Here is a 23,145-nt window from a genome sequence, read left to right on the forward strand (position 1 = left end):
CGCGTCAGCGCGCGCCATCGCCCCGGTACAACGCACCCAGTGCCAGCCACGGCTGCAGGTTCCAGTGTCCGCGAGCCTGGCCGGAGGGCGAAGGCAGCACGAACAAGCGCGTGGCGCCGAAGGTTTCCTCCTGCATGCCGTAGTCGAGCGCGCCACCCAGCACCGCGCGGGCGGCGTTCTTGCTGGTGAAGGCGAGCAGGCGCGGTCGACAGCGCCGGATCTTGCGGCGCAGCGCGGCGGCGTCGAAGGCGTCGCGGGGCAGTGCGGCGTCGTTGCCGCTGTGGTGTTTGGCCAGGTCGGTGAGGCCGATGCCGAGCGGCAGCAGGTGCCTGAACTCGGCCGGCGCAAACAGGCGCGGGGTGAGCCCGGCGTCGAACAATGCGCGCCAGAACAGGTTGCCGGGATGCGCGTAGTAGGCTCCTTCGGCAGCCGAGCGCGCACTGGCGGCGGTGCCGCAGAACACCAGGCGCAATCCGGGTGCCAGCAGGTCGGGCAGGATGGTGTCAGGCCGGGCCGGCATGCTCATCGAGCAGGAAATCGGTGTACTGGAAGCGCCCGTCGCGCAGCACCGACTCGCCCCGGCGCAGCCGCAGCGGGTGGCGGAACAGCGGTCCGGCGTAGCTCAGCGTGTGGAACTCGCCGTGTTCGCCGCAGGGATCCACGCCGGCCGGCAGGGCGTCGAGCAGGCCCGCATCGTAGTCGCGGCCGCAGAAGCCGGCGTCCAGTTGCCCGGTGTCCACGCAGCACAGCACGGCGCGGTGGCCCTCGCCCACGAAGCGGCGCGACAACGCCGCCGTGTCCTCGCCCCACAGCGGGAACACCGCGCGCCAGTTCTCGCGGCCGAGCTGGCGCACGCGGTAGTCGCGCACGTCCTCCAGGAACAGGTCGCCGAACGCGCAGTGGCGGATGCCGGGCCAGCGCATGCGGGCCTCGACCAGCGCGCGGGCGTGGGCTTCCTCGTAGGCTTCGTTGCTGCCGGGCCAGTCCAGCAGGACTTCGACCAGCGGCAGGCCGAGCGCGGCGGTCTGCGCCAGCAGCACTTCGCGATGGACGCCGTGCATCGCCACGCGCTGATAGTTGCGGTTGAGCGTGGTCAGCAGGCCGACCACCTGCCAGGCCGGATCGGCCTGCAGCCGCTGCAGCGCCAGCAGGCAATCCTTGCCGCCGCTCCAGGCCAGCAGAATCGGGGTGGTCATGCGCGACTGGCTCCAGAGGGGCGGGAACGTCTCGCGCCGGAAGCGAGACGAAAACGGACCCATTTTGCAGTATCGGTGCGGCCGGGTCGATTTCCGCGCGCCGTTCATCGACAGCCTGCATGGCCAACGGCTATAAAGATGGCTTGTATCCTGGGGGTGTGCGGTGAGTGAAGAAATCCTGATCAACGTGACACCGCGTGAAACCCGGGTCGGCGTGGTCGAGAACGGCATGTTGCAGGAGGTGCACGTCGAACGGGCCTCGCGGCGCGGCTACGTCGGCAACATCTACAAGGGCCGCGTGCAGCGCGTGATGCCGGGCATGCAGGCGGCGTTTGTCGAGATCGGGCTGGAGCGCGCCGCGTTCCTGCATGCCTCGGACATCGTGCGCCCGGCGCTGTCGGCGGTCGAGGATGACGATGCCGGCAGCAACGGCAACGGCCACCTGCCCTCGATCAGCGAACTGGTGCACGAGGGCCAGGAGATCGTGGTGCAGGTGGTGAAGGACCCGATCAGCACCAAGGGCGCGCGGCTGTCGGCGCACCTGTCGATTCCCTCGCGCTACCTGGTGCTGCTGCCGCATTCGCGCACGCTGGGCATCTCGGCCCGCATCGAGGATGAAGTCGAGCGCCAGCGCCTGCGCGAGGTACTCGGCACGCTGATCGGTGCCGATGCAACCGATGGCAACCGCCTCGGCTACATCGTGCGCACCAATGCCGAGGGCCAGGGCGCGGAGTCGCTGGCATTCGACGTGACCTACCTGGGCAAGGTGTGGCGCGTGGTGCAGGAGAACATCGCCAAGGCGCGCGTGGGCGAGCGGGTCTACGAGGAGTTGTCGCTGCCGCTGCGCAGCCTGCGCGACATGCTCAACGAGGACATCGAGAAGGTGCGCGTCGATTCGCGCGAGACCTTCGAGCGGGTGGCCCGGTTCGTGCACAAGTTCATGCCGCAGCTGGACGATCGCGTCGAGCACTACGATGGCGAGCGACCGATCTTCGACCTGTACGGCGTCGAGGACGAAATGCAGCGAGCGCTGAAGAAGGACGTGCCGCTGAAATCCGGCGGCTACCTGATCGTCGACCAGACCGAGGCGATGACCACCATCGACGTCAACACCGGCGCCTATCTCGGCACGCGCAACCTCGAGGAAACCGTCTACCGCACCAATCTGGAAGCCGCGCAGGCGGCGGCGCGCCAGCTGCGCCTGCGCAACCTGGGCGGCATCATCATCATCGACTTCATCGACATGACCGATGAGGAGCACAAGCGCCAGGTGCTGCGCATGCTCGGCAAGGGGCTGGCGCGCGACCATGCCAAGACCACGGTGTACCCGATGTCGGCGCTGGGCCTGGTCGAGATGACCCGCAAGCGCACCACCGAGAGCCTGGCCCGCCAGCTGTGCGAGCCTTGCCCGGCCTGCAACGGCCGCGGCGCGCTGAAGACCGCCGAGACGGTGACCTACGAGATCTTCCGCGAGATCACCCGTGCCGTGCGCCAGTTCAACGCGGAGAAACTGCTGGTGATGGCCAGCCCCTCCGTGGTGAACCGCATCCTGGAGGAGGAGTCCGCGGCGGTCGCCGAGCTGGAGGAGTTCATCTCCAAAAGCATACGCTTCCAGGCGGAAGAGCATTACTCGCAGGAACAGTTCGATGTGGTCTTGCTGTAAGTCGACGCCGGCCCACGGCGCATGAACAAGGTGTGGCGTCGTCGATTGCACGGTGGCGCGCGCGGCCTGGGTTGGGTCGCGGGCGTGCTGGTGATCCTGTTCGCCGTGCTGACGGCGCTGGCGCAGTTGCTGTTGCCGCTGCTGGCGCGCCATCCCGAATGGGTGGCCGCGCAACTGAGCCAGCGCCTGCAGCGGCCGGTGGGTATCGCCTCGATGGCGGGGCGATGGACGGCGGGCGGTCCGGAATTCGTGCTGCATGACGTGCGCATCGGCCCGGCCGCCGGGACGAATGGCGCGGCACTGCAGTTGCCGGAGTCTCGCCTGAAACTGGACCTGGGTGGTTGGCTGCTGCCGTCACGGCATCTGTTCAACGTGTACCTGCGCGGCTTGCAACTGGATCTGCTGCACGACGCCAGCGGCTGGCGCGTCAGCGGGCTTGGCACCGCCGCCGGCGCGGACCAGCCGGCGCTCTCCCTGCGCCACCTGTCGCTGGATCTGTGGCTGGATGACCTGCGCGTGGTAGTGACCGATGCCACGCTGGGCGAGCACTACGCCTTGCTGTCGCGGCAGTTGCGGATCAGCTTGCAGGGTGACCGCATCCGCTTCGGCGGCAGCCTGCGGCGCGAGGGCGTGGCCGAGGCCAGCGTGCGCGCGGTAGGCGACCTGCGCCAGGACGAACGCTCCGGCAAGCTGTGGGTCAGCGCCGATGCGGCCCATCTGAAACCCTTGCTCGACGGCCTCGACCTGAAAGGTTACGGGATCGAACACGGCACCGGCCGCCTCAGCGCATGGCTCGACTGGCGCCAGGGTCAACTGGGCGACAGCGTGGTGCGTGTCGACCTTGACACGCTGTCGGTGCGCGGACCCGCCGGCGGCGTGGCCGAGGTGGCGACGCTGCATGGCTTGGCCGGCATCCATGCCGAGGGTGCCGGTTACGCGCTGCGCTGGGCCGGCGACGACGGCAGTGCCGCGGTGGTGGAACTGGATCAGCCGGGCACGCCGCAATTGCGCGTGGAGGCCGCCGCGCACAAGCTGCAGTTGGCACCGCTGCTGCCATGGCTGGCGTTGAAGCCGGATCTGCCCCCGGGCCTGGCGCGCTGGCTCGGTCGCGGGCATCCGCGTGGCGAACTCGAGCGGCTCGCGCTGCACTGGACGCGGGCCGGCGGATTGCAGCGCCTGGCAGTGGCGTTCGATCGGCTCGGCATCGATCCGGTGGACAAGTCGCCAGGCTTGAGCAACCTGCGCGGCACGCTGCGTGGGGACGCCGAAGCCTTCTCGCTGGAGCTGCCGGCGCAAGCCACCACGGTGACGTTTGCGCAGGTGTTCCGCCACCCGTTCGCGTTGTCGAACCTGTCCGGCACGCTGGCGTTCTGGCCGCAGGATGGCGACTGGCACATCGGTGCCGACAGTCTGGAATTCGTCGGCGCCGGCTATGCCGGCAGCGCGCGCGGCGAGGCGGTGCTGCCTGCCGGCGGCGGCGCGCCGTGGCTGGGTCTGTACGCGTCGATCGACCACGCCGAGGTTCCCGCGGCGAAACTGTTCTGGCCGGTCAACGTGATGCCGCCGGCGACCGTGGCATGGCTGGACCGCGCGCTGGTGGCCGGCACCGTCGAGCAGGCGCAGGTGCTGGTGCGCGGCGATCTGGCGGACTGGCCCTTCCACCACAACGAGGGTCGCTTCGAAGCGCGGGCCGAGATCCACGGCCTGACCCTCGACTACGGCGACGAGTGGCCGCAGGCCGAAGGCGTCGATGCGGTGGCCAGCTTCGTCAACGGCGGCATGCTGGTGCAAGCCGGCGCCGGCCATTCGCTGGGCGTGAAAGTGGACAGCGCGGTGGCGCTGATCCCGGACTTCGGCCAGCCCCTGCTTGACCTCAACGTGCGCGGTGGCGGCAGCGGTGCGAGCCTGCTGAACTTCTCCCGCAGGAGCCCGGTCGCCCGCCGCGCGTCCGATACGCTGGCCAAGCTCACGCTTGGTGGCCGCGGCACGTTCGAGTTCCATCTCAGCCTGCCGTTGACGCACATTGCCGATGCGCAGCTCGACGGCACCGCGCAGTTGCATGATGCCGACCTCGCGGCACCGGACTGGCAACTGGCATTGGCCGGCATTGCCGGTCCGCTGCGCTTCGACCTGCACGGCCTGCAGGGCGGGCCGCTGGATACCGTGTTCCATGGCCAACCCGCGCAGTTGCAGCTGGCGATTGCCGGCGCCAACGCCGCGCCGGACACGGTGTTCTCGGCGACCCTCCAGGGCAATTACCAGGTCGCCGAGCTGGTGCAGGGTTATCCCTCGCTGGCATGGCTGGCGGACCTGGCGCACGGGCGTGGCCCGTTCAGCATCGGCTTCACGCTCGCCCATCCGCCGGGCAGCGAGGAACTCGCGCAGACGCTCAGCATCGATTCGCCGCTCAGCGGCATCGCGCTGGCGCTACCCGCGCCGCTGGACAAGCCCGCCGCGGGCAACCTTCCGCTGCATCTGCAGATGAGCCTGCCGACCGCCGGAAGCGACGTGCAACTGGAGCTGGGCCAGGTGCTGCGCGGCCACCTGCGGCTGGCCGATGACGCCGCCGGACGACCGCTGGCCGGCACCTTGGCATTCGGCAGGCAGATGCCGCCGGCGCTTCCCTCGAAAGGCTTGCGCATCCGCGGCCATGCGGCCCGGCTGGATGTCGCCGGCTGGGTCCAGCGTGCGGTGGCGGGTGCGGGCGGCGACGGCCCGGCGCTGGAAAGCATCGACGTCAGCACCGACCAGGCGATCGGTTTCGAGCGCCCCCTCGGTGCGCTGACCGTGCGTGCCGCGCCCCAGCCCGGCTTGCTCAGCGTGGACGTGGATGGCCCCGCCATGGCCGGCAACATCAAGGTGCCCACCGACGAACTGGACAAGCGTGGCGTCACTGCGCGCATGGAACATCTGCACTGGCCACGGCAGCCCGCCGCGTCGGCCACGGCGGCGAGTGCGCCTGCCGTCGCGGCGACCGCGGCCGCCCCCGGGCCGGCACCGGCGGCAATCGTCGATGACCCGGCGAACACCGGCATCAATCCCGCGGCGCTGCCGCCACTGCATCTGTGGGTGCGCGACCTGCGCCTGGGCGATGCCAGACTGGGCGAAGCGCGGCTGGAGACGTGGCCCACGCCCAAGGGCATGCACATCGAACAGCTGCGCGCGCTGTCCGAGCGCGTGCAGGTCACCGCCAGCGGTGATTGGGACGGCACCGCCACCGACAGCCGCACCCACATGCGGATCAGCTTCTCCGCCGAAGATCTCGGCGCGATGCTCTCTGCATTCGGCTACGACGGCCTGGTCGATGGCGGCCGGACCCGCGACGAACTCGATGCCAGCTGGCCCGGCAGCCCCACCGCGCTGTCGCTGGCCACGATGGACGGCACGCTCAAGGTGCAGGTCAACGATGGCCGTATTCCCGAGGCAAGCTCGCCCGGCGTGGGGCGCCTGCTCGGCCTGGTCTCGCTGGCCGACCTGCCGCGCCGGCTCACGCTGGATTTCGGCGACGTGTTCGGCAAGGGGCTGGGCTTCGACACGATCAGCGGCGATTTCCGCCTGGCCGACGGCAACGCCACTACCGACAACCTGATCATCAAGGGGCCGGCGGCCAACATCAGCGTCACCGGTCGCACCGGCCTGCGCGCCCGCGATTACGACCAGCAGATGGTGGTGGTGCCGCACGTCGGCAACAGCCTGCCGGTGGTCGGCGCGGTGGTCGGCGGCCCGCTCGGCGCGGCGGCCGGTTTCGCGGTGCAAGGCCTGCTCGGCAAGGGGCTGAACAAGGCGGCCAGCGCGCGCTACCGGATCACCGGGAGCTGGGACGACCCGAAGATGACCCTGGTCGAGAAGCACGACGTGGTGGTGCCGCCGAGCCTGTTGCTCGAACCCGCGCCGGCTTCGTCCGGCGGCATCGCGCCGACCGGGTCCGTGCCTGCTCCGGCCAGCGCCGGTTCGTCGGGGCCGTGAAGCTTTAAAGCCGCCCCCGCCAGCCCCATGTGGGGTAGTTCCGGATCGACCACAGGCACGCTGACCCATGGATTCACTGATCAATCTCGCCGAAAGCAAGCTGCTGTCCCCCGGCGGCATCGCCACCGGCGACCTCGACCGCGTGTTCGGCCAGCTGATGGGTCCGTCGATCGACGCCGCCGACTTGTACTTCCAGCATTCGCGCAGCGAGTCGTGGACGCTGGAGGAGGGCATCGTCAAGGACGGCAGCCACTCGATCGAGCAGGGCGTGGGCGTGCGCGCGATCTCGGGCGAGAAGACCGGCTTCGCCTATTCCGACGAGATCGTGCTGCCGCAACTGCTGGAGGCGTCCAGGGCAGCCCGCGCGATCGCGCACGGCGGCAACGGCGCCGGCAAGCCGCTGGCACTGCACGACGCGCGCGCGCTGTATCCGGCGATCGATCCGGTGGAGAGCCTGCCCAATCCCGACAAGATCGCGCTGCTGCGCGAGGTCGACGCCTACGCGCGCTCGCGCGACCCGCGCATCAAGCAGGTCATCGTCAGCCTCGCCGCGACCATGGACACCATCCTGATCGCTGCCTCCGACGGCACCCTGGCCGCCGACGTGCGCCCGCTGGTGCGCATCAACGTGCAGGTGATCGCCGAAGCCAGCGGTCGCCGCGAGCAGGGCTATTCCGGCGGTGGCGGCCGTTACGGTTATCGCGAATTGCTCGAGAACGGACGTGCGCTGCGTTTCGCCGACGAGGCCGTGCGCCAGGCGCTGGTGAACCTCGATTCAACCGACGCGCCCGCCGGCCAGATGACCGTGGTGCTCGGCCCCGGCTGGCCCGGCGTGCTGCTGCACGAGGCAATCGGCCACGGCCTGGAAGGCGACTTCAACCGCAAGGGCAGCTCCGCGTTCTCCGGTCGCATCGGCCAGCGCGTGGCCGCGAAAGGCGTCACCATCGTCGACGACGGCACCCTGGCCGGCCGCCGCGGCTCGCTCAGCATCGACGACGAAGGCACGCCGACCGAATGCACCACCCTGATCGAGGATGGCATTCTGAAAGGCTACATGCAGGACAAGCTCAACGCGCGCCTGATGGGCATGGCGCCGACCGGCAACGGCCGCCGCGAATCGTTCACCGCGCTGCCGATGCCGCGCATGACCAATACCTACATGCGGGCCGGATCGCACGATCCGGCCGAAATCATCCGCTCGGTGAAGAAGGGCCTGTACGCGCCGAACTTCGGCGGCGGCCAGGTCGACATCACCAACGGCAAGTTCACCTTCTCCGCCTCCGAGGCCTACCTGATCGAGGACGGGAAAATCACCCGCCCGGTGAAGGGCGCCACGCTGATCGGCTCCGGCCCCGACGTGCTCAACCGCGTCTCGATGATCGGCAACAACCTGGCGCTGGACGAGGGTGTGGGTGTGTGCGGCAAGGACGGCCAGAGCGTGCCGGTGGGCGTGGGCCAGCCGACACTGAAGATCGATTCGATGACGGTGGGCGGCACGGCCTCGTAATCCGGGCATGCGACGCGGCTGACTCCGTGCGCCGAACTGGCGTACCATCGCCGGGTCACGCCATCGAGCCACGGAGTTCGCCATGCCTCCCGCCGCACGCCTCACCGACATGCACGTGTGCCCGATGGTGACCGGCGTGGTGCCGCACGTCGGCGGCCCTATCGTCGCGCCGGGCGCGCCCACCGTGTTGATCGGCGGCTTGCCGGCCGCACGGGTGAGCGACATGGTCACCTGCGTGGGCCCGCCGGACACCATCGTCATGGGCGCACCCAAGGTGTTGATCGGAGGCCTGCCTGCGGCGCGCATGGGCGACAGCACCGCACACGGCGGCACCATCGTGCTCGGCTGCTTCACCGTCATCATCAACTAGACGTCGTTCGGTTCCGGTATCCCGTCCGCGGCGGACGGGGCTTGTGCCGGACGCGACTGCGCGTGGCAAGGGGGCGACTTGAAGCGTGTTTCGTCGGATCGAAGCCGACGCCGGCCGCACGGCAGTGCGCTGGCTGCCGGTGTGCTGGCCACCCTGGGCGACGCGATCGCCGCGCATCGCGACGGCCAGCTCGACGCGGCGGAGGCGCTCTACGGCAAGGTCCTGCAGCGACAATCCGGGCAACCCGATGCCCTGCATTTCCTCGGCGTGCTGTGCCACCAGCGCAACCGCAGCGAGGAAGGCATCCGGCTGATCCGCATGGCGCTGCGCGCGACCCCGCAGCATGCCGATGCGCACAACAACCTGGGCAACATCCACAAGGAGTGCGGCCAGCTGGCCGAGGCCGAGGCCTGCTACCGGCGCGCGCTCGGCCACCAGCCGCGGCACCACGACGCGCTGAGCAATCTGGCCCTGGTGCTTGAGGCGCAGGGCCGCGTGGACGACGCTGGCGAGATCTACGCCCGCTTCCTGGCGCAGGAGCCGCAACTGGGCCACGCGCACTACCTGATGGGCATGTTCCGCCGTCGGCACATCAACCAGATCGAAGACGTGGAGGAAGCGGTGCGCTGCTTCACGCGTGCATCGCAGCTTGATCCGCAGAACCTGCGCGCGCGTGATGCGCTCGGCGTGTCGCTGTACATGCTCGGCCGCAGCGGCGAGGCGATCGAGGTCTACCGCGACTGGATGGCGCGCGAGCCCGACAACCCGGTGCCGCGGCACATGCTGGCCGCGTGCGGCGGCGAGGCGGCGCCTGCACGCGCGGAGGACGCTTATGTCCGCCAGGTGTTCGACGGCTTCGCCGCAAGCTTCGACGAGATGCTGCTGAAGAACCTCAACTATCGCGCGCCGCAGGTGCTCGTGGGCGCGCTGGCGGATCGTCTCGGTGCGCCGCAGGCCATGCTGGACGTGCTCGATGCCGGTTGCGGCACCGGTCTGTGCGGGCCGCTGATCGGACCGCATGCGCAGCGCCTGGTGGGCGTGGACCTGTCCGGCGGCATGCTGGAAAAGGCGCGCCAGCGCGGTGGTTACGACGAGCTGGTGGAGGCGGAACTGGCCGGGTGGCTGCGCGCGAGCCCGCCCGTCTGGGATGTCGTGCTGTCCGCCGACACCCTGATCTATTTCGGTGACCTGGTGCCGGTGCTGTCGGCCGCCCACCACGCGTTGCGCCCGGGCGGCTGGCTGGCCTTCACGCTCGAAGTGCTGGACGGCGAAGGCGATCGTCTGGAGCTGTCCGCCAGCGGACGTTATCGGCACACGCGCGGGTGCGTCGAACGTGTGCTGTCCGCCGCCGGATTTCCCGATCCGTCGATCAGCGCGGATTCGCTGCGCAAGGAGTTGGGCAGGCCGGTGGCCGGCTGGGTGGTGCTTGCGCAAAAGCCCGCCGCGAACGGCAATTGAAGGGGCGCGCAAGCGCCGCAGGGCGCCAATGGACTCCCCAAACAGGCCAGACGTATGATACCCGGACTGGTTTGCCGGCCCATGCCGTCGGGACCGTTGGGGGAGGACGGACATGCCGCATCAAATGACACTGAAGTCAGATCTCGGTGACAAGCTGCAACCAGCCAGCTTTTCCGGCAGCGAACAACTGGGGCAGCTGTTTTCGTACAACCTCAAAGTACTCAGCAAGGATGGCGAAGTTGCGCTGCTGCCGTTGCTGGGCAGCTCGATGACGGTCACGTTCGACACCGGCGACTACACCCGGCATTTCAATGGCATCGTGGCGGAGATTTCGCAGACGGGGTTCGAGAGCTTTTCCGGCAAGCGCCAGGCGGAGTACGCGTTGACCCTGGTGCCGAAGCCCTGGTTGCTGCTGCACAAGATCGATTGCCGCATCTATCTCAAGAAGTCCGTGCCGACGATCGTCAAGGACGTGCTCGCCGAAATCGGCTACAGCGACGTCAAGCTGAGCCTGAGTGGCGACTACCCGGAGCGCGATTACTGCGTGCAGTACCGCGAGAGCTACTTCAACTTCATCAGCCGACTGATGGAGCAGGAGGGCATCTACTATTTCTTCCAGCACCGTGATGGCGTGCACACGATGGTGCTGGCCGATTCGCTCGGTGCGCACGGAGCCACCGGCGGCTTCGACGAATTGCCGTATCGGCCGCAGACCGGCACCAGCAAGGCGTCAAGCGAGCCGGCGATCACCGAGTTCAGCACCGCGCGTTCGGTGCAGACGATCAAGTATTCGCTGACCGACTACGACCCGCTGGACCCGAAGAAGTCGCTGCTGGGGTTCGAGTCGATCAGCAACGCCGACGGCAACCATCGGGTGCCCAAGCTCGATTCGTTCGACTACCCCGGCGACCACCTGACCGCCGCCGCCGGCAAGCATTACGCGCAGGTTCGGCTGGAGGCGATCAACGTCGCGCAGTCGCTTTGCACCGGCGCGACCAACGTCTGCGGCGTGCTGACCGGCGCGCTGTTCAAGCTGACCAAGTTCCCGCGCGCGGAGTTGAACCAGGAATACCTCGTGGTCGGCTCCACCGTGCACATCGAGAATGCCGCCGAGGTCTCCGGCGTGCAGGGCAGCAACCAGTTCTTCTGCCATTTCTCGGCGATCCAGAGTCGCCAGCCGTTTCGCAGCATGCCGACCGCGGTCAAGCCCGGCATCGTCGGCCTGCAGACCGCGGTGGTCTCCGGCAGCGACACCGCCGAAGACATCTCGGTGGACAAGTACGGCCGCATCCAGGTCACGTTCCACTGGAACAAGCCGGACAAGGAAAACTTCCACATCTCCTGTCCGGTGCGCGTGGCCTCCTCGTGGGCCGGCAAGAACTGGGGCGCGGTGAGCATTCCGCGCGTCGGCCAGGAAGTGGTGGTGAGCTTCCTCGAAGGCGATCCGGACCGGCCGCTGGTCATCGGCAGCGTCTACAACGCCGACAACATGCCGCCGTACACGCTGCCCGACAACATGACCCAGAGCGGCATCAAGAGCCGCAGCCACAAGGGCGGCGGCGCGGAGGATTTCAACGAGCTTCGCTTCGAGGACAAGAAGGGCAGCGAAGACTTCTTCATGCATGCGCAGAAGGACATGCATGTGGAAGTGGAGAACGACCGTGTCGTGACGGTGGACCACGACGAGAAGATGACCGTCAAGAACGACCAGACCGAGGACGTCACGGGCAAGCGCACGACCACCGTGGGCAAGGACGACAAGCTTGACGTCACCGGCAACGGCACGACCACCATCGGGCAGAAGTTCAAGCTCAGCGCGGGCACCGAGATCGAGCTGGTGACCGGTGCGGCGAGCATCGTGATGAAGTCATCCGGCGCCATCGACATCAAGGGCGTGAACGTCAGCATCAAGGGCGTGAGCGTCAAGATCGACGGCGACGCCACGGTGGCGGCCAAGGCCGGTGCCTCGGCGGAGTTTTCCAGCAGCGGTGCGACCACGGTCAAGGGCACCATGCTGTCGCTCAAGGGCGACGCCATGGCGCAGTTGTCCGGCGGCATCATCATGATCGGCTAGAGGGCGCACAGATGTCATCCGTGATGCAGGCATCGATCCAGATGGAGTTGTCCGAGCCGGCCAGTGCGCTGCTGCGGCCGGAGATGACCGCGCACGCGGCGGTGCAGGCGCTGGTCGAGGCCGGCCAGGTGCAGGATGCGCTGAAACTGCTGGCGCGGATGCTGCCCAAGCGCTACGCCGTGGCATGGCTGTGCCAGTGCGCACGCGACCAGACGCTCGATGCGGAAGACCGCGCCGGCGCCTCGCTGGCCGAGAAGTGGGTGCGCGAGCCGAACGAGAGCAATCGCCGCGCGGCGTTCGAGTTCGCCACCGCAGGCGGTTACAAGTCCGCCGGCGCCTGGGTCGCCGCTGCCGCGGGCTGGTCCGGCGGCAGTCTCGCGCCCGCCACGCAGGAGGCGCCGGTGCCGCCGGCCGACCATCTCACGGCATGCGCGGTGGTGGCCGCGATCAACATGCTGGCGGCGCTGGATGTCGATACCTTCGCCGCGCGTCGCGCCGCCTTCATCAAGCCGGCCTTGAGCCTGCTCAACGGCGACGGCGCGGCGGGAGCCTGAGGCCGGTCGCGCGCGTTCGCGGCTTGCCCGCTGCACCTCGGGACGATACGATGGCGCGGACGGTTTCCGCGCGTCAGTCAGGCCATGCCGGCAGTTCCGATCACGCGCTTCGCGCGTGGCGGCGACCGATCCACGGAGCCGCGGTTTTTCGCGAACAGTCAGCAGCCAGGCCGGACGGCGAGCCCGGTCGGGACGTGGATGGAATCCATCGTGCGCGGCGCCGGCTGATTCACCTTGACCAGGGAACACTCGAGCAAACCGATGTCGCAGAGCCTGATCCTCGCCGTTGCCGGTCATCAGGCTGCCCAATTCGGCAGCCGCAGCAGCGGGACGTTCGCGGGCGTCGGCGGCAGCATCGGTCGTTCCGAGGATTGCGACTGGGTGCTCGGCGCCTCGGGCGTGTCGCGCGTGCACGCGATGGTGCGCTACCTCAACGGCATCTACTTCATCGAGGATCGCAGCACCAACGGCATGTTGCTCAACGGTGCGCCGCTGGTGAAGGGCGAACCCTCCGCGCTGACCGACGGCGATCGCCTGCTGATCGACACCTTCGAGGTGGAAGTGCACCTGGGCGATGCCGGCGCCACGATCCCGCCGCCCGACCTGCTGGCGCCGCCGACCTCCGCCGCGATCGGTGCCGACATCGACCCGCTGGATTTCGGGCTGTCTTCGCCGATGGCGTCGCTGCCGCCGCAGCCCTCGCCGAACACGATTCCGGCCGATGCCGACCTGATCCCCGGTGCGGTCGGTGTCGGTGGTGCGCTGGACCCGTTGAGTTTCCTCGGCCCGGGCGATCCCGCTTCCGAACTGCTGTCCGGTGCCACCACCGGCAATGCCAGCGCCAGCTGGAACCACACCGCCAGCACGCAGGATCATTTCCACCCGCCGATGACCAACGAGCAGCGGCAGGCCAACCAGCTCCCGGAGAACTGGGACCTGACCATGGGCGACTTCTCCGCGCCGGTGCCGCCTGTGGCGGCGGCGCCGGTCGCCGCGGCGCCGCGCGTGATGCCCGCCGCGCCGATGCCGATGGCCGCGGTCGATCGCGCCGAGGCCACCGGGCCGCACGCCTTGCCGACCGGCGTGGACGAGATCTTCCGCGTCGTGGTCGACGGCGTGATGGACGTGCTGCGTGCGCGCGCCGAGATCAAGAACACGTTCCGGCTGCCGGTCACCATCATCCAGCGCTCGGAGAACAACCCGCTGAAGTTCGCGCCCAACCCGGAGGAGGCGCTGCAGAAGATCATGGCGCCCAGCGGCGGCGCCTTCATGTCCGGCACCGCGGCGTTCGAGGATGCCTTCGACGACATCCGCTGTCACCAGATGGCGATGCTGGCAGGCGTGCGGGCGGCATTCGAGTCGTTGCTGGTGCATTTCAACCCGGATCGCTTCGAGCAGGAGGCCGATGGCGGCTCCAAGCGTTCGGCGTTCGCCGGCAAGGGCAAGTACTGGGAAAGATATCGCGAGCATTTCGAAGGCTTGAACAAGGACCCGGACGATTGTTTCCGGCGCCTGTTCGGCGACGAGTTCGCGCGTGCGTACGAAGAACAGTTGTCACGCCTGAAATCGGCGCGGAGAATGCGGCAGGCAACGCATCGCTAGCGGGTACATGGCGATTGCGGACGCGCCGCGTTCGATGGGGTGCAGGAAGGGCAGGGCTGCTCTTTCTCGACGGATTTCCGGGCGCCGGGGGCGCCACGGACGCGGATGTTTTTCCATGCAGCATCGGTCGGCGACAGCGGGTCGACGCGGCATATCCCGGCAGCGCAGCCGGGGGAACTTCTGACAGGGGCAGCGCGACGCATGGAAAACAACAAGGTTGTGTGGAGTGAGGGGCTGTTCCTGCGCCCGCAGCACCTGCAGCAGCAGGAGCGTTACCTGGAGCGTTTCGTCGAACTGCGCGCCGGCAGCCTGCGTCCTTACACCTGGGGCTTCTCCGAACTGGAGCTGGAAACCGACCTGCTGGCGATCGGCAAGCTCGGCATCAAGCGCGCGCGTGGTGTGTTTCCCGATGGCACGCCGTTCGACATGCCCGGCGACGATCCGCTGCCGCTGGCGCTGGACGTCAACGACAACTGGCGCGACCAGACCGTCTTCCTGACCCTGCCGCTGCGCTCGCCGGCGCAGCCGGACAGCGGCCGGCCCGAGGCGCCGGCGGAAAAGCTGTTCCGTTATCGTGTGCGCGAGACCGAGGTGCGCGACGCCTCCGGCAGCGTCGACGGGCTCACCGTGCTGGAGGTGGGCGGGCTCAACAGCCGGCTGTTGCCGCAGTCGCAACCGCTCGAAGGGCTGGCGCAGATTCCGGTGGCGCGCATCGTCGAATGCCGCTCCGATCGGCGGGTGATCCTGGAAGAGGCGTTCATGCCGACGGTGCTGAGCTGCCAGGCCGCGTCGCGGTTGAGCACGTTTCTGTCCGAACTGCTGGGCCTGCTGCACCAGCGCGGCGAGGCGCTGGCCAGCCGCGTGGCGGTCACCGATCGCGGCGGCGCCGCCGAGATCGCCGACTTCCTGCTGCTGCAGGTGGTCAACCGCTATCAGCCGCTGATCGCGCACCTCTGTGCCGCGCCGATCCTGCATCCGGAGGATTTCTACCGGGTGCTGGCCGAGATGGCCGGCGAGCTGGCCACTTTCACTGCTGCCGGCAAGCGTCCACCGGCATTTCCGGCGTACCGCCATGAGGCGCTGTACGCGAGCTTCGAGCCGCTGATCGCGGCGCTGCGCACCAGCCTCAGCGCGGTGATGGAGCAGACTGCGATCCCGATCCCGATGCAGCAGCGCAAGTTCGGCGTGTGGGTGGCGGTGGTGCCGGACCTGAGCCTGATCGATACCGCAGCCTTCGTGCTGGCGGCGAAGGCGGACCTGAAGTCCGAAGACTTGCGCCGCCAGCTGCCGGCGCAGTCGAAGATCGGTCCGGTGGAGAAGATCCGCGACCTGGTGAACCTGCAGCTGCCGGGCATCCCGGTGGCGCCGATGCCGGTGGCGCCGCGGCAGATTCCGTACAACTCCGGCTACCTGTATTTCGAGTTCGACAAGAATTCGCCGATGTGGCGGAGCCTGAAGACGTCGGGCGGCATCGCGTTCCATTTTGGCGGCGAGTTCGCCGGTCTCGACCTGCAACTCTGGGCGATCCGAGGTTGAGCGCATGAGCAGCAATGGTCCCCACGACGACGATCCGCAGCAGGACCGGACCATAGTCCGCCCGCGCGGCGCACCTGCACCGGCTGCGCCGACCCCCGCGCCCGCTCCTGTTCCCGCAGCGCCTCCCGCTACCCGGCCGACTGCCGCGCCGGCACGGCCGGCGGCGGGTCACGTGCAGGTTCCCGCGGCTGCAATCGGCGATTTCCTGGGGGCCGGGCTCAATACCCTGGTTCAGGCGGCCAGCCCCTTGCTGCTGTTGTCGGTGCAGTTGCGCAACAGCGCGTCACAGCCCGATGCGGCGCGCCTGCGCGAGCAGGTCATCGCCCAGGTGCGCCAGTTCGAGAGCAACGCGCAAGCCGCCGGCATTGCGGCGCAAACCATCACCGCCGCGCGTTACGTGCTGTGCACCACGCTCGACGAGGCGGTGATGAACACGCCGTGGGGCGGGCAGAGCGGCTGGGCGGCCAAGACGCTGCTGGTGGCCTTCCACGGCGAATCGTACGGTGGCGAGAAGTTCTTCCTGATCCTGGATCGCCTGTGCGCGGATTTCTCGCGCCACATCGACCTGATCGAACTGATGTACATCTGCCTCACGCTCGGTTTCGGCGGGCGTTACCAGATCGAGGCCGACGGCCGCGCCAAGCTGGCCGACATCCAGGAGGAGCTCTACCGGCGCATCAAGGCGCAGCGTCCGCCGGCGGCGGACGAACTGGCACCGCACTGGAAGGGCATCGAGGACCGGCGCAACCCGCTGGTGCGTTACGTGCCGCTGTGGGTGATCGTGGCGGCCGGCGCCTGCATCCTGCTGGGCGCGTTCCTGTACTTCTACACCCGCCTGAACGAGTTGTCCTCGCCGGTCAGCGCGCAGGTGGCGCAGATCGGCTTGCGCAGCGCGGTGCCGCCGGACGAGTCGCGGCTGCGCCAGACCCAGCCCAAGGTCGAGCGCAAGAGTCTCAAGCAGCTGCTGGCGCCGCAGGAGCAGGCCGGCGCGCTGACCGTGGAGGAGAAGCCCGACGGCTCGGCGCTGGTGCGGCTCGATGCACCGGCGATGTTCGCCTCCGGCGGTACCGAGGTTACAGCGCGGCAGATCCCGATGCTGCACGCGATCACCGCGGCGCTGAACCAGGTACCGGGCCGGGTGGTGGTGGTTGGCCATACCGACGACCAGCCGGTTCACTCGCTGAAGTTCAAGGACAACTACGCGTTGTCGGCGGCGCGCGCGCGTTCCGTGGTGCAGATCCTCAGCGAGGGCATCGACAACGCCGGGCGGCTCGAATCCAGCGGTGCCGGTTCGTCGCAGCCGATCGCGCTGCCGCCGGACCTGCCAGCCAACCGGGCGCGCAACCGTCGCGTCGAAATTCTCTACAGCCCGGAGGACTGAACATCGTGGGCAAGCTTCTTGCGCTGTTCAAATCCCGCCTGTTCATCACCCTCGTCGGCCTGCTGCTGCTGGGTTTGCTGATCTGGTTCGGCGGCCCCTACCTCGGTTTCGGCGAGTCGCATCCGCTGGAAAGCCAGGTCGTGCGGCTGCTGGTGATCCTGGTGATCGTGGTGATCTGGGCGGTGTGGCTGCAGGTGCGGCAGATGCGCGTGCGCGGCAAGGCGCGGCAGATGGCCAGTGACCTCAGCGAGCAGGGTGCGCCGGCGACTGCGGGCATCGACGATCGCGCCGCCAACGAACGCGCGCAATTGCAGGGGCGCTTCCAGGAAGCGGTGGACACCTTGCGCAAGAACCGCAGCGGCGGCACCAACCTGTACGCGCTGCCCTGGTACGTGGTGATCGGCCCGCCGGGTTCGGGCAAGAGCACCCTGCTGCAGAACTCCGGCCTCAACTTCCCGCTGTCGAACAAGTTCGGCAAGGAAGCGATCCGCGGCGTCGGCGGCACCCGCAACTGCGACTGGTGGTTCACCGACGAGGCGGTGTTCCTGGATACCGCCGGACGCTACACCACCCAGGACTCCGACCGCGGCGCGGATGCGTCGGCGTGGACGGAGTTCCTCAACCTGCTGCGCAAGTACCGCAAGCGGCGGCCGATCAACGGCGTGATCGTGGCGATGAGCCTGTCGGACCTGCTCACCCTGGATGAGGCCGGGCGGCAGCAGCACATCATGGCGGTGCGGCAGCGGCTGGACGAGCTGGCCAAGCACCTGCGCATCGGGGTGCCGGCCTACCTGGTGTTCACCAAGTGCGACCTGGTGGCCGGCTTCACCGAGTTCTTCGACGACCTCACGCCGGAGCTGCGCAGCCAGGTCTGGGGCATGTCGTTCCCGGTCGACCAGACCATGGCCGGCACCGCGGCCAAACAGTTCCTGGCGGAGTTCAACCTGCTGCTGGAGCGGCTCAACACGCGCATCCTCGATCGCCTGCATCGCGAGCGCGACCGCCAGCGGCGCGCGGCGATCCTGTCGTTTCCGCAGCAGCTGGGCGCCTTGCGCGAGATCACCCGGCAGTTCGTCGAAGGCGTGTTCACGGGCCATCAGTACGACGCGCCGCTGCTGCTGCGTGGCGCGTATTTCACCTCCGGCACGCAGGAAGGCACGCCGATCGACCGCATGATGGGCGCGGTGGCGCGCACCTTCGGGCTGGACGCCTCGCGCCTGCACGTGCCCGGCGCGCAGAGCCGCACTTTCTTCGTCGAGCGTCTGCTCAAGGACGTGCTGTTCCGCGAATCGGGCTTCGCCGGCACCGATCCCAAGCTGGAGCGCCAGAAGGTGCTGCTGCAGGCGGCCTGCTACATCGGCGTGCTGCTGGCCTGCGGCCTGCTGGTGTTCGGCCTGGCCACCAGCTATCGGCGCAACGGCAATTATCTGGCCGACGTGCACACGGCGCTGGCCAAGTATCCGGCGCAGAGCGATCTCTCGCTGGCGCCGAACCAGCAGGCGTATTTCGCGCTGGTGCTGGAGCGGCTGGAAGCGCTGTCCGCGGCGGTCGACGTGGCCGACCAGCACCAGGGCGACGTGCCGCTGTCGATGCGCCTGGGCCTGTACCAGGGCAACGCGGTGGGCGACGAGGTGCGCGATGCGTACTACCGCGAGCTCAACGCGATCCTGCTGCCCGGCGTGGCCTCGCAGTTCCGCGCCGGGCTGGCCGCCAACGCCGGCGACCCGCAGATGCTTTATTACTACCTGAAGGGTTACCTGATGCTGGGCGAGCCCAAGCATCTGGACCACGACCAGATCGTGGCGCTGGCCGGGGTCGAGTGGCAGCGCCTGTTTCCGAACGACCCGGTGCTGCAGAAGGCGCTGAGCAAGCACTTCGACGCACTGGTCGCGCACGAGGGGCGCCTGCGCCCGCTGAGCCTGGACGACAACCTGGTCGAGCAGGCGCGCAGCACGCTGCGCACCGCGGACCTTGCCACGCTGATCTACGGAAACCTCAAGCTCACCGCCGGCAGCGGCAACTACCCGCCGCTGCGGCTGGACAAGGAACTGGGCCTGCTCGGCAACGTGTACCAGCGGCGCAGCGGCAAACCGCTGTCCGATCCGATCCCGGCGTTGTTCACCCAGCCGGTGTTCAAGCATGAGGTGGACAAGGGCATCGAACAGTCGGTGGCGCAGTTCGCCGCGGACGACTGGGTCTTCGGCGCCACCAAGATCGACGCGGTGCAGAAGGCTCAGCTCGCGCAACAGGTGCTCGGGCTTTACGAGCAGGACTACATCAAGGCCTGGGACGATGTTCTCGCCGACCTGCAACTGCAGCCGATCAACAACATCCAGGACGCCAGCGCCATCGCCGCCAAGCTGGCCGGCCCCAACTCGCCGCTGAAGCTGCTGCTCAAGGTGGTGCGCGACAACACCAGCGACCTGATGCGCGCGCCGCCCGGCGATGCCGCCGACAAGGCCGAGGACGTGGCCAAGAAGCTGGCGCAAAAGCGTGCCACGCAAACTGCGCTGGCGCGGGCGCTGGCGCAGGCCGGGGCCACCGGTGCGGCGGGTGGCGATGCAGCCAGCGAGAAACCGGGCAAGGTCATCAGTGACCATTTCGCCGAGATCGACAAGCTCACCGAGGGCGCGCCCGGCGCGCAGCCGATCGACCAGACCCTGAAGACGCTGGACGACCTCAGCAAGACCTTGCTGACCATGGGCGATTTCAGCAACGCGGCCGGCCAGCCCAACCCGCAGTTGCTGCTGGCCCAGCAGGCTGCGGCGCAACTCCCGCCGCCGGCCTCCAACTGGTTTGCCGCACTCACCGGCAAGAGCCAGGCGCTGGTGGCCAGCGGCACCAAGAGCGCGCTGGACGACCAGTACCAGCAGGCCGTCGGCAAGGACTGCGCCGACTTCACCCGCGGACGCTACCCGTTCTCGCCGTCGAGCAACAACGACATCCCGCTGCAGAACTTCGGCGAGCTGTTCGGCTATGGCGGTCGCTTCGACAGCTTCTACAACCAGACCGCCGGCAAGCTGATCGACGCCAGTGGCCGCAACTGGCAATGGAAGACCGGGCCCGGCGCGATCAGCGGCTCGGCCGGAATGCTGGGTCAGTTGCAGGGCGCCGACCGGATCAAGCAGATGTTCTTCCGCAGCGGCAACCTGCCGGAAGTCGATTTCACCTGGCTCACGCCGGTGCTTGATGCCGGCATCGGCAAGCTGGTGATCGACGTCGACGGGCAGAAATACGAATACCAGCCGGGTGGCGCGACCAACGTCAGCATGAAATGGCCCGGACCGCAGCCGGGCCGCGTCTCCATCTCCGCCTACGACACCGCCGGCAACCTGCTCACCACGTTCGACTATCGCGGCGACTGGGCGTTCTTCCGCGCACTGCAGGCGGCCAACCTGCAGAAGCAGTCCGACCTGCGCTTCGTGGCCAGTTTCAATTTCGGCGGCCACGTGGCGAAGGTGACGCTGCAAGCCAACAACCTGAAGAATCCGTTCCTCAGCAACGCCCTGTCCAGCTTCCGGTGCGGAGGCTGAGCGCGTGCCGTCCGCGGCCGCAGGCTTCTTCGGCAAGCTGCCCTGCGCGGGAGACTTCGTGCAGCGACGGCTGCCGGCCAGCTTCGTCGATGCCTGGGACCGGCACTTCGAGACAGCCGTGGCGCACAGCCGCGACGCGTTGGGCGATACCTGGCACGAGGCGTTCCACGCCAGCCCGGCGTGGCGTTTCGCACTCGCGCCGGGCGTATGCGGCGAGGCGGCGTGGGTTGGCGTCATGGGGCCGGGCGCCGATCGCGTGGGTCGCTGTTTTCCGATGGTGATCGCTGCGCCGCTCTCCGACGTTGCTGCAGCCATCGGCGATGGCGCGGAATGGTTCGAACGCGCCGAGCAGTTGCACCGCGCGGCGCAGGCCGATGCGGGCATCGGCGTGGACGACTTCGACGCGCAGGTCGCGGCCCTGGGCAGCCCGCTCGATGCCGGCCAGACGCGGCCCGATCCGTGGCGTGAGGTGGACTGGACAGCGGCCAGCCACTGGCGCCTGCCGTTGCCTGCGCATGGCGGTGCGACAGCCTTGGCTGATCTGTGGAAGCGCCTCGGCGCCGTCCCCGGGCGCTGGTGTCTGTGGTGGACCGATGGCGCGGGGCGCGTCCCGGCCAGTGTGCTGGCGACCGATGGCTTGCCCGGCGCCGAGGCTTACGCCGGCTTGCTCGACGCCGGGCAGGGCACGGCCGCGTGGCAGACGCTGGGCAGCTTCGAGCTTGCAACTCCGCGCGCAACCGCGCCACTGACGATGGACGCGCCACCACCGGTGGCCTCCATCAACTCCTGGCTGCCGGACGATCTCGACCTGCTTGCCGACCTGGGCGGCAGCTCGCCCGCCGCATCCACGGCCATGCCGCTCGGCGACGTGACCCTCGCGGCGGATGTCGCCGCGGCAGCGAACACGCCGGTCGCCGCCCTCGCCGTGCTGCAACGGCCGGAGGTCGGCCTGAGCCTGGTCGCCGCCGAGGTCGGCGTGGCCGATCCGCGCCAGCAGGCCGTGGCGGCAGTGGCGGCGATTGCCGGCGACATGCTCGGCGCCGAACTGATCGGCGGCATGCAGGTGCTGCGCACGCGCATCATGGCGTTGAACCCGCAACTGCGGCAGTTCGGCGAGGATCTCGTCGACCCGGTGCCGGAGGATTGCGCGGTGATCGCCGCGCACGTGGCCGACGGCCAGGCCGCATTGCTGCGTATCGGCGCGGCGGCAGGCTGGCATTGGCGGCACGGCCGGCTGCAACCGTTCTTCGCGCGCAGCGATGCGCCACCGGCCGCCAGCGCGAGCAACAGCAGCGACGACCTCGACGACCTGCTGTTCAGTCCCGTGTCGCTGGCTGCGCCCGGCCTGGGCGCGACCGCGCAGCCGACTTGCGGCGAAGTCAGCTGCGCGCTGCAGGCCGGCGACCGGCTGCTGCTGATGGCCTCGCACCCCTTGCTGCAGCTGCCGCCGGACTTGCTGGCGCGCAGCCTGGCCGCAGGCACCTGCTGCGATGCGCGCGCACGCATCGCGGCGGCTGCCGGACTGGGCGCCAGTCCCGACCACTGGCCGTTGGCGGTCATTGAGGTGCACGCATGACCACCCGTTATGTTTCCGCCGGCCGCACGGTGACCGGCAAGGTGCGCAAGCACAACGAGGACGCGATCCTGGTGCGCGATGAAGTCGGCCTGTGGGTGGTGGCCGACGGGTTGGGCGGGCACGCTGCCGGCGACTACGCCAGCAACATGATCGTCGAACGCCTCGGCGCGTTGCCGCGTGCCGGCAGCGTGTTCGATTTCATCGAGTCGATCGAGGACACGCTGGTCGGGATCAATGCGGAGCTGCTGCAGACCGCGGCCTCACGCGGCGTCGACCTGATCGGCTCGACCGTGGTGGTGCTGGTGCGCGACACCGATTTCACGCTGTGCGGCTGGGTCGGCGACAGCCGCGCCTATTGCTACGAGAACGACCGCCTGCGCCAGATCACCCGCGACCACGTGCATGGCGGCGACGTCGACGTCACTCATTTTGGTGCCGCACCGCCGCCGGCTGCCGGTTCGGGCGTGCTGACCCGCGCCGTGGGTGCCGAGGACCAGTTGTTCGTCGACTGGGTGGTGGCGGGCAGCCAGCCCGGCACCACGTTCGTGCTTTGCTCCGACGGCATCAACAAGGAGATGTCCGACAGCGAGCTTCACGAACAGTGCCGCGTGCATCCGCAGCCCCAGGATCTGGTCGAGAGCCTGTTCGAGCTGGCCATGGGCCGCGCCGGGCGCGACAACATTTCGGCCGTCGTCGTCGGCCTGCAAGCATGAAGACAGCAACCAATCC

General features: G+C 68.7%; 15 protein-coding genes. 13 read left to right on the top strand and 2 right to left on the bottom strand.

All coding sequences use genetic code 11. From position 1 onward, the window contains the following. Window positions 1-4: 4 nt before the first annotated feature. Window positions 5-526 (bottom strand): mismatch-specific DNA-glycosylase, encoded by a 522-nt coding sequence (locus ACVCMI_RS07255; protein WP_447099328.1) that lies wholly within the window; start codon window positions 524-526, stop codon window positions 5-7. Continuing rightward, entirely contained in the window at window positions 504-1,196 is a 693-nt protein-coding gene (locus tag ACVCMI_RS07260) for a Dph6-related ATP pyrophosphatase (RefSeq protein WP_447099327.1), read from the bottom strand. Before ACVCMI_RS07260 ends, ACVCMI_RS07255 begins: the two co-directional genes overlap by 23 nt. A gap of 163 nt (window positions 1,197-1,359) precedes the next feature. Between ACVCMI_RS07260 and rng the strand changes: the two genes are divergently transcribed. From rng to ACVCMI_RS07325, 13 genes are all read left to right on the top strand, one after another. Further along, complete coding sequence (gene rng, locus ACVCMI_RS07265) at window positions 1,360-2,859, top strand: ribonuclease G (protein ID WP_447099326.1); 1,500 nt, start codon at window positions 1,360-1,362, stop codon at window positions 2,857-2,859. Between the two features lie 21 nt (window positions 2,860-2,880). Continuing rightward, a complete protein-coding gene (locus tag ACVCMI_RS07270) occupies window positions 2,881-6,825 on the top strand; it encodes a YhdP family protein (protein ID WP_447099325.1) in 3,945 nt (1,314 codons plus the stop codon). A 67-nt stretch (window positions 6,826-6,892) separates the two neighbouring features. Further along, complete coding sequence (gene tldD / locus ACVCMI_RS07275) at window positions 6,893-8,332, top strand: metalloprotease TldD (RefSeq protein ID WP_447110624.1); 1,440 nt, start codon at window positions 6,893-6,895, stop codon at window positions 8,330-8,332. Window positions 8,333-8,414: 82 nt separating this feature from the next. Further along, on the top strand, window positions 8,415-8,702 hold the full coding sequence (locus ACVCMI_RS07280; RefSeq protein ID WP_395117304.1) for a PAAR domain-containing protein: 288 nt from the start codon (window positions 8,415-8,417) through the stop codon (window positions 8,700-8,702). A gap of 144 nt (window positions 8,703-8,846) precedes the next feature. Continuing rightward, window positions 8,847-10,160 carry a tetratricopeptide repeat protein gene (locus ACVCMI_RS07285; protein WP_447099478.1) on the top strand — a complete coding sequence of 438 codons (1,314 nt, stop codon included), beginning with the start codon at window positions 8,847-8,849 and terminating at the stop codon, window positions 10,158-10,160. 112 nt (window positions 10,161-10,272) lie between these two features. Continuing rightward, entirely contained in the window at window positions 10,273-12,234 is a 1,962-nt protein-coding gene (locus ACVCMI_RS07290) for a type VI secretion system Vgr family protein (protein WP_447099323.1), read from the top strand. An 11-nt stretch (window positions 12,235-12,245) separates the two neighbouring features. Further along, a complete protein-coding gene (locus tag ACVCMI_RS07295) occupies window positions 12,246-12,788 on the top strand; it encodes a DUF6931 family protein (RefSeq protein ID WP_395117308.1) in 543 nt (180 codons plus the stop codon). A gap of 261 nt (window positions 12,789-13,049) precedes the next feature. Next, complete coding sequence (gene tagH / locus ACVCMI_RS07300; protein ID WP_447099322.1) at window positions 13,050-14,390, top strand: type VI secretion system-associated FHA domain protein TagH; 1,341 nt, start codon at window positions 13,050-13,052, stop codon at window positions 14,388-14,390. A 201-nt stretch (window positions 14,391-14,591) separates the two neighbouring features. Further along, complete coding sequence (gene tssK, locus ACVCMI_RS07305; RefSeq protein ID WP_395117312.1) at window positions 14,592-15,926, top strand: type VI secretion system baseplate subunit TssK; 1,335 nt, start codon at window positions 14,592-14,594, stop codon at window positions 15,924-15,926. Between the two features lie 4 nt (window positions 15,927-15,930). After that, on the top strand, window positions 15,931-17,307 hold the full coding sequence (gene icmH, locus ACVCMI_RS07310; protein WP_447099321.1) for a type IVB secretion system protein IcmH/DotU: 1,377 nt from the start codon (window positions 15,931-15,933) through the stop codon (window positions 17,305-17,307). A gap of 5 nt (window positions 17,308-17,312) precedes the next feature. Then, window positions 17,313-20,840, top strand: a complete 3,528-nt coding sequence (gene tssM, locus ACVCMI_RS07315; RefSeq protein WP_447099320.1) for a type VI secretion system membrane subunit TssM — start codon at window positions 17,313-17,315, stop codon at window positions 20,838-20,840. A gap of 4 nt (window positions 20,841-20,844) precedes the next feature. Beyond that, entirely contained in the window at window positions 20,845-22,416 is a 1,572-nt protein-coding gene (tagF, locus tag ACVCMI_RS07320) for a type VI secretion system-associated protein TagF (RefSeq protein WP_447099319.1), read from the top strand. Next, window positions 22,413-23,129, top strand: coding sequence for a PP2C family protein-serine/threonine phosphatase (locus ACVCMI_RS07325; protein WP_395117320.1), 717 nt, complete (start codon window positions 22,413-22,415; stop codon window positions 23,127-23,129). Before tagF ends, ACVCMI_RS07325 begins: the two co-directional genes overlap by 4 nt. The last annotated feature ends 16 nt before the right edge of the window (window positions 23,130-23,145 follow it).

It is taken from the genome of Rhodanobacter sp. UC4448_H15 (assembly GCF_052978265.1).

Coding starts and splice junctions, on each gene's coding strand:
- ACVCMI_RS07255 (WP_447099328.1), bottom strand. CDS start 526: ATGAGCATGCCGGCCCGGCCTGACACCATCCTGCCCGACCTGCTGGCA.
- ACVCMI_RS07260 (WP_447099327.1), bottom strand. CDS start 1,196: ATGACCACCCCGATTCTGCTGGCCTGGAGCGGCGGCAAGGATTGCCTG.
- ACVCMI_RS07270 (WP_447099325.1), top strand. CDS start 2,881: ATGAACAAGGTGTGGCGTCGTCGATTGCACGGTGGCGCGCGCGGCCTG.
- tldD (WP_447110624.1), top strand. CDS start 6,893: ATGGATTCACTGATCAATCTCGCCGAAAGCAAGCTGCTGTCCCCCGGC.
- ACVCMI_RS07280 (WP_395117304.1), top strand. CDS start 8,415: ATGCCTCCCGCCGCACGCCTCACCGACATGCACGTGTGCCCGATGGTG.
- ACVCMI_RS07290 (WP_447099323.1), top strand. CDS start 10,273: ATGCCGCATCAAATGACACTGAAGTCAGATCTCGGTGACAAGCTGCAA.
- ACVCMI_RS07295 (WP_395117308.1), top strand. CDS start 12,246: ATGTCATCCGTGATGCAGGCATCGATCCAGATGGAGTTGTCCGAGCCG.
- tagH (WP_447099322.1), top strand. CDS start 13,050: ATGTCGCAGAGCCTGATCCTCGCCGTTGCCGGTCATCAGGCTGCCCAA.
- tssK (WP_395117312.1), top strand. CDS start 14,592: ATGGAAAACAACAAGGTTGTGTGGAGTGAGGGGCTGTTCCTGCGCCCG.
- icmH (WP_447099321.1), top strand. CDS start 15,931: ATGAGCAGCAATGGTCCCCACGACGACGATCCGCAGCAGGACCGGACC.
- ACVCMI_RS07325 (WP_395117320.1), top strand. CDS start 22,413: ATGACCACCCGTTATGTTTCCGCCGGCCGCACGGTGACCGGCAAGGTG.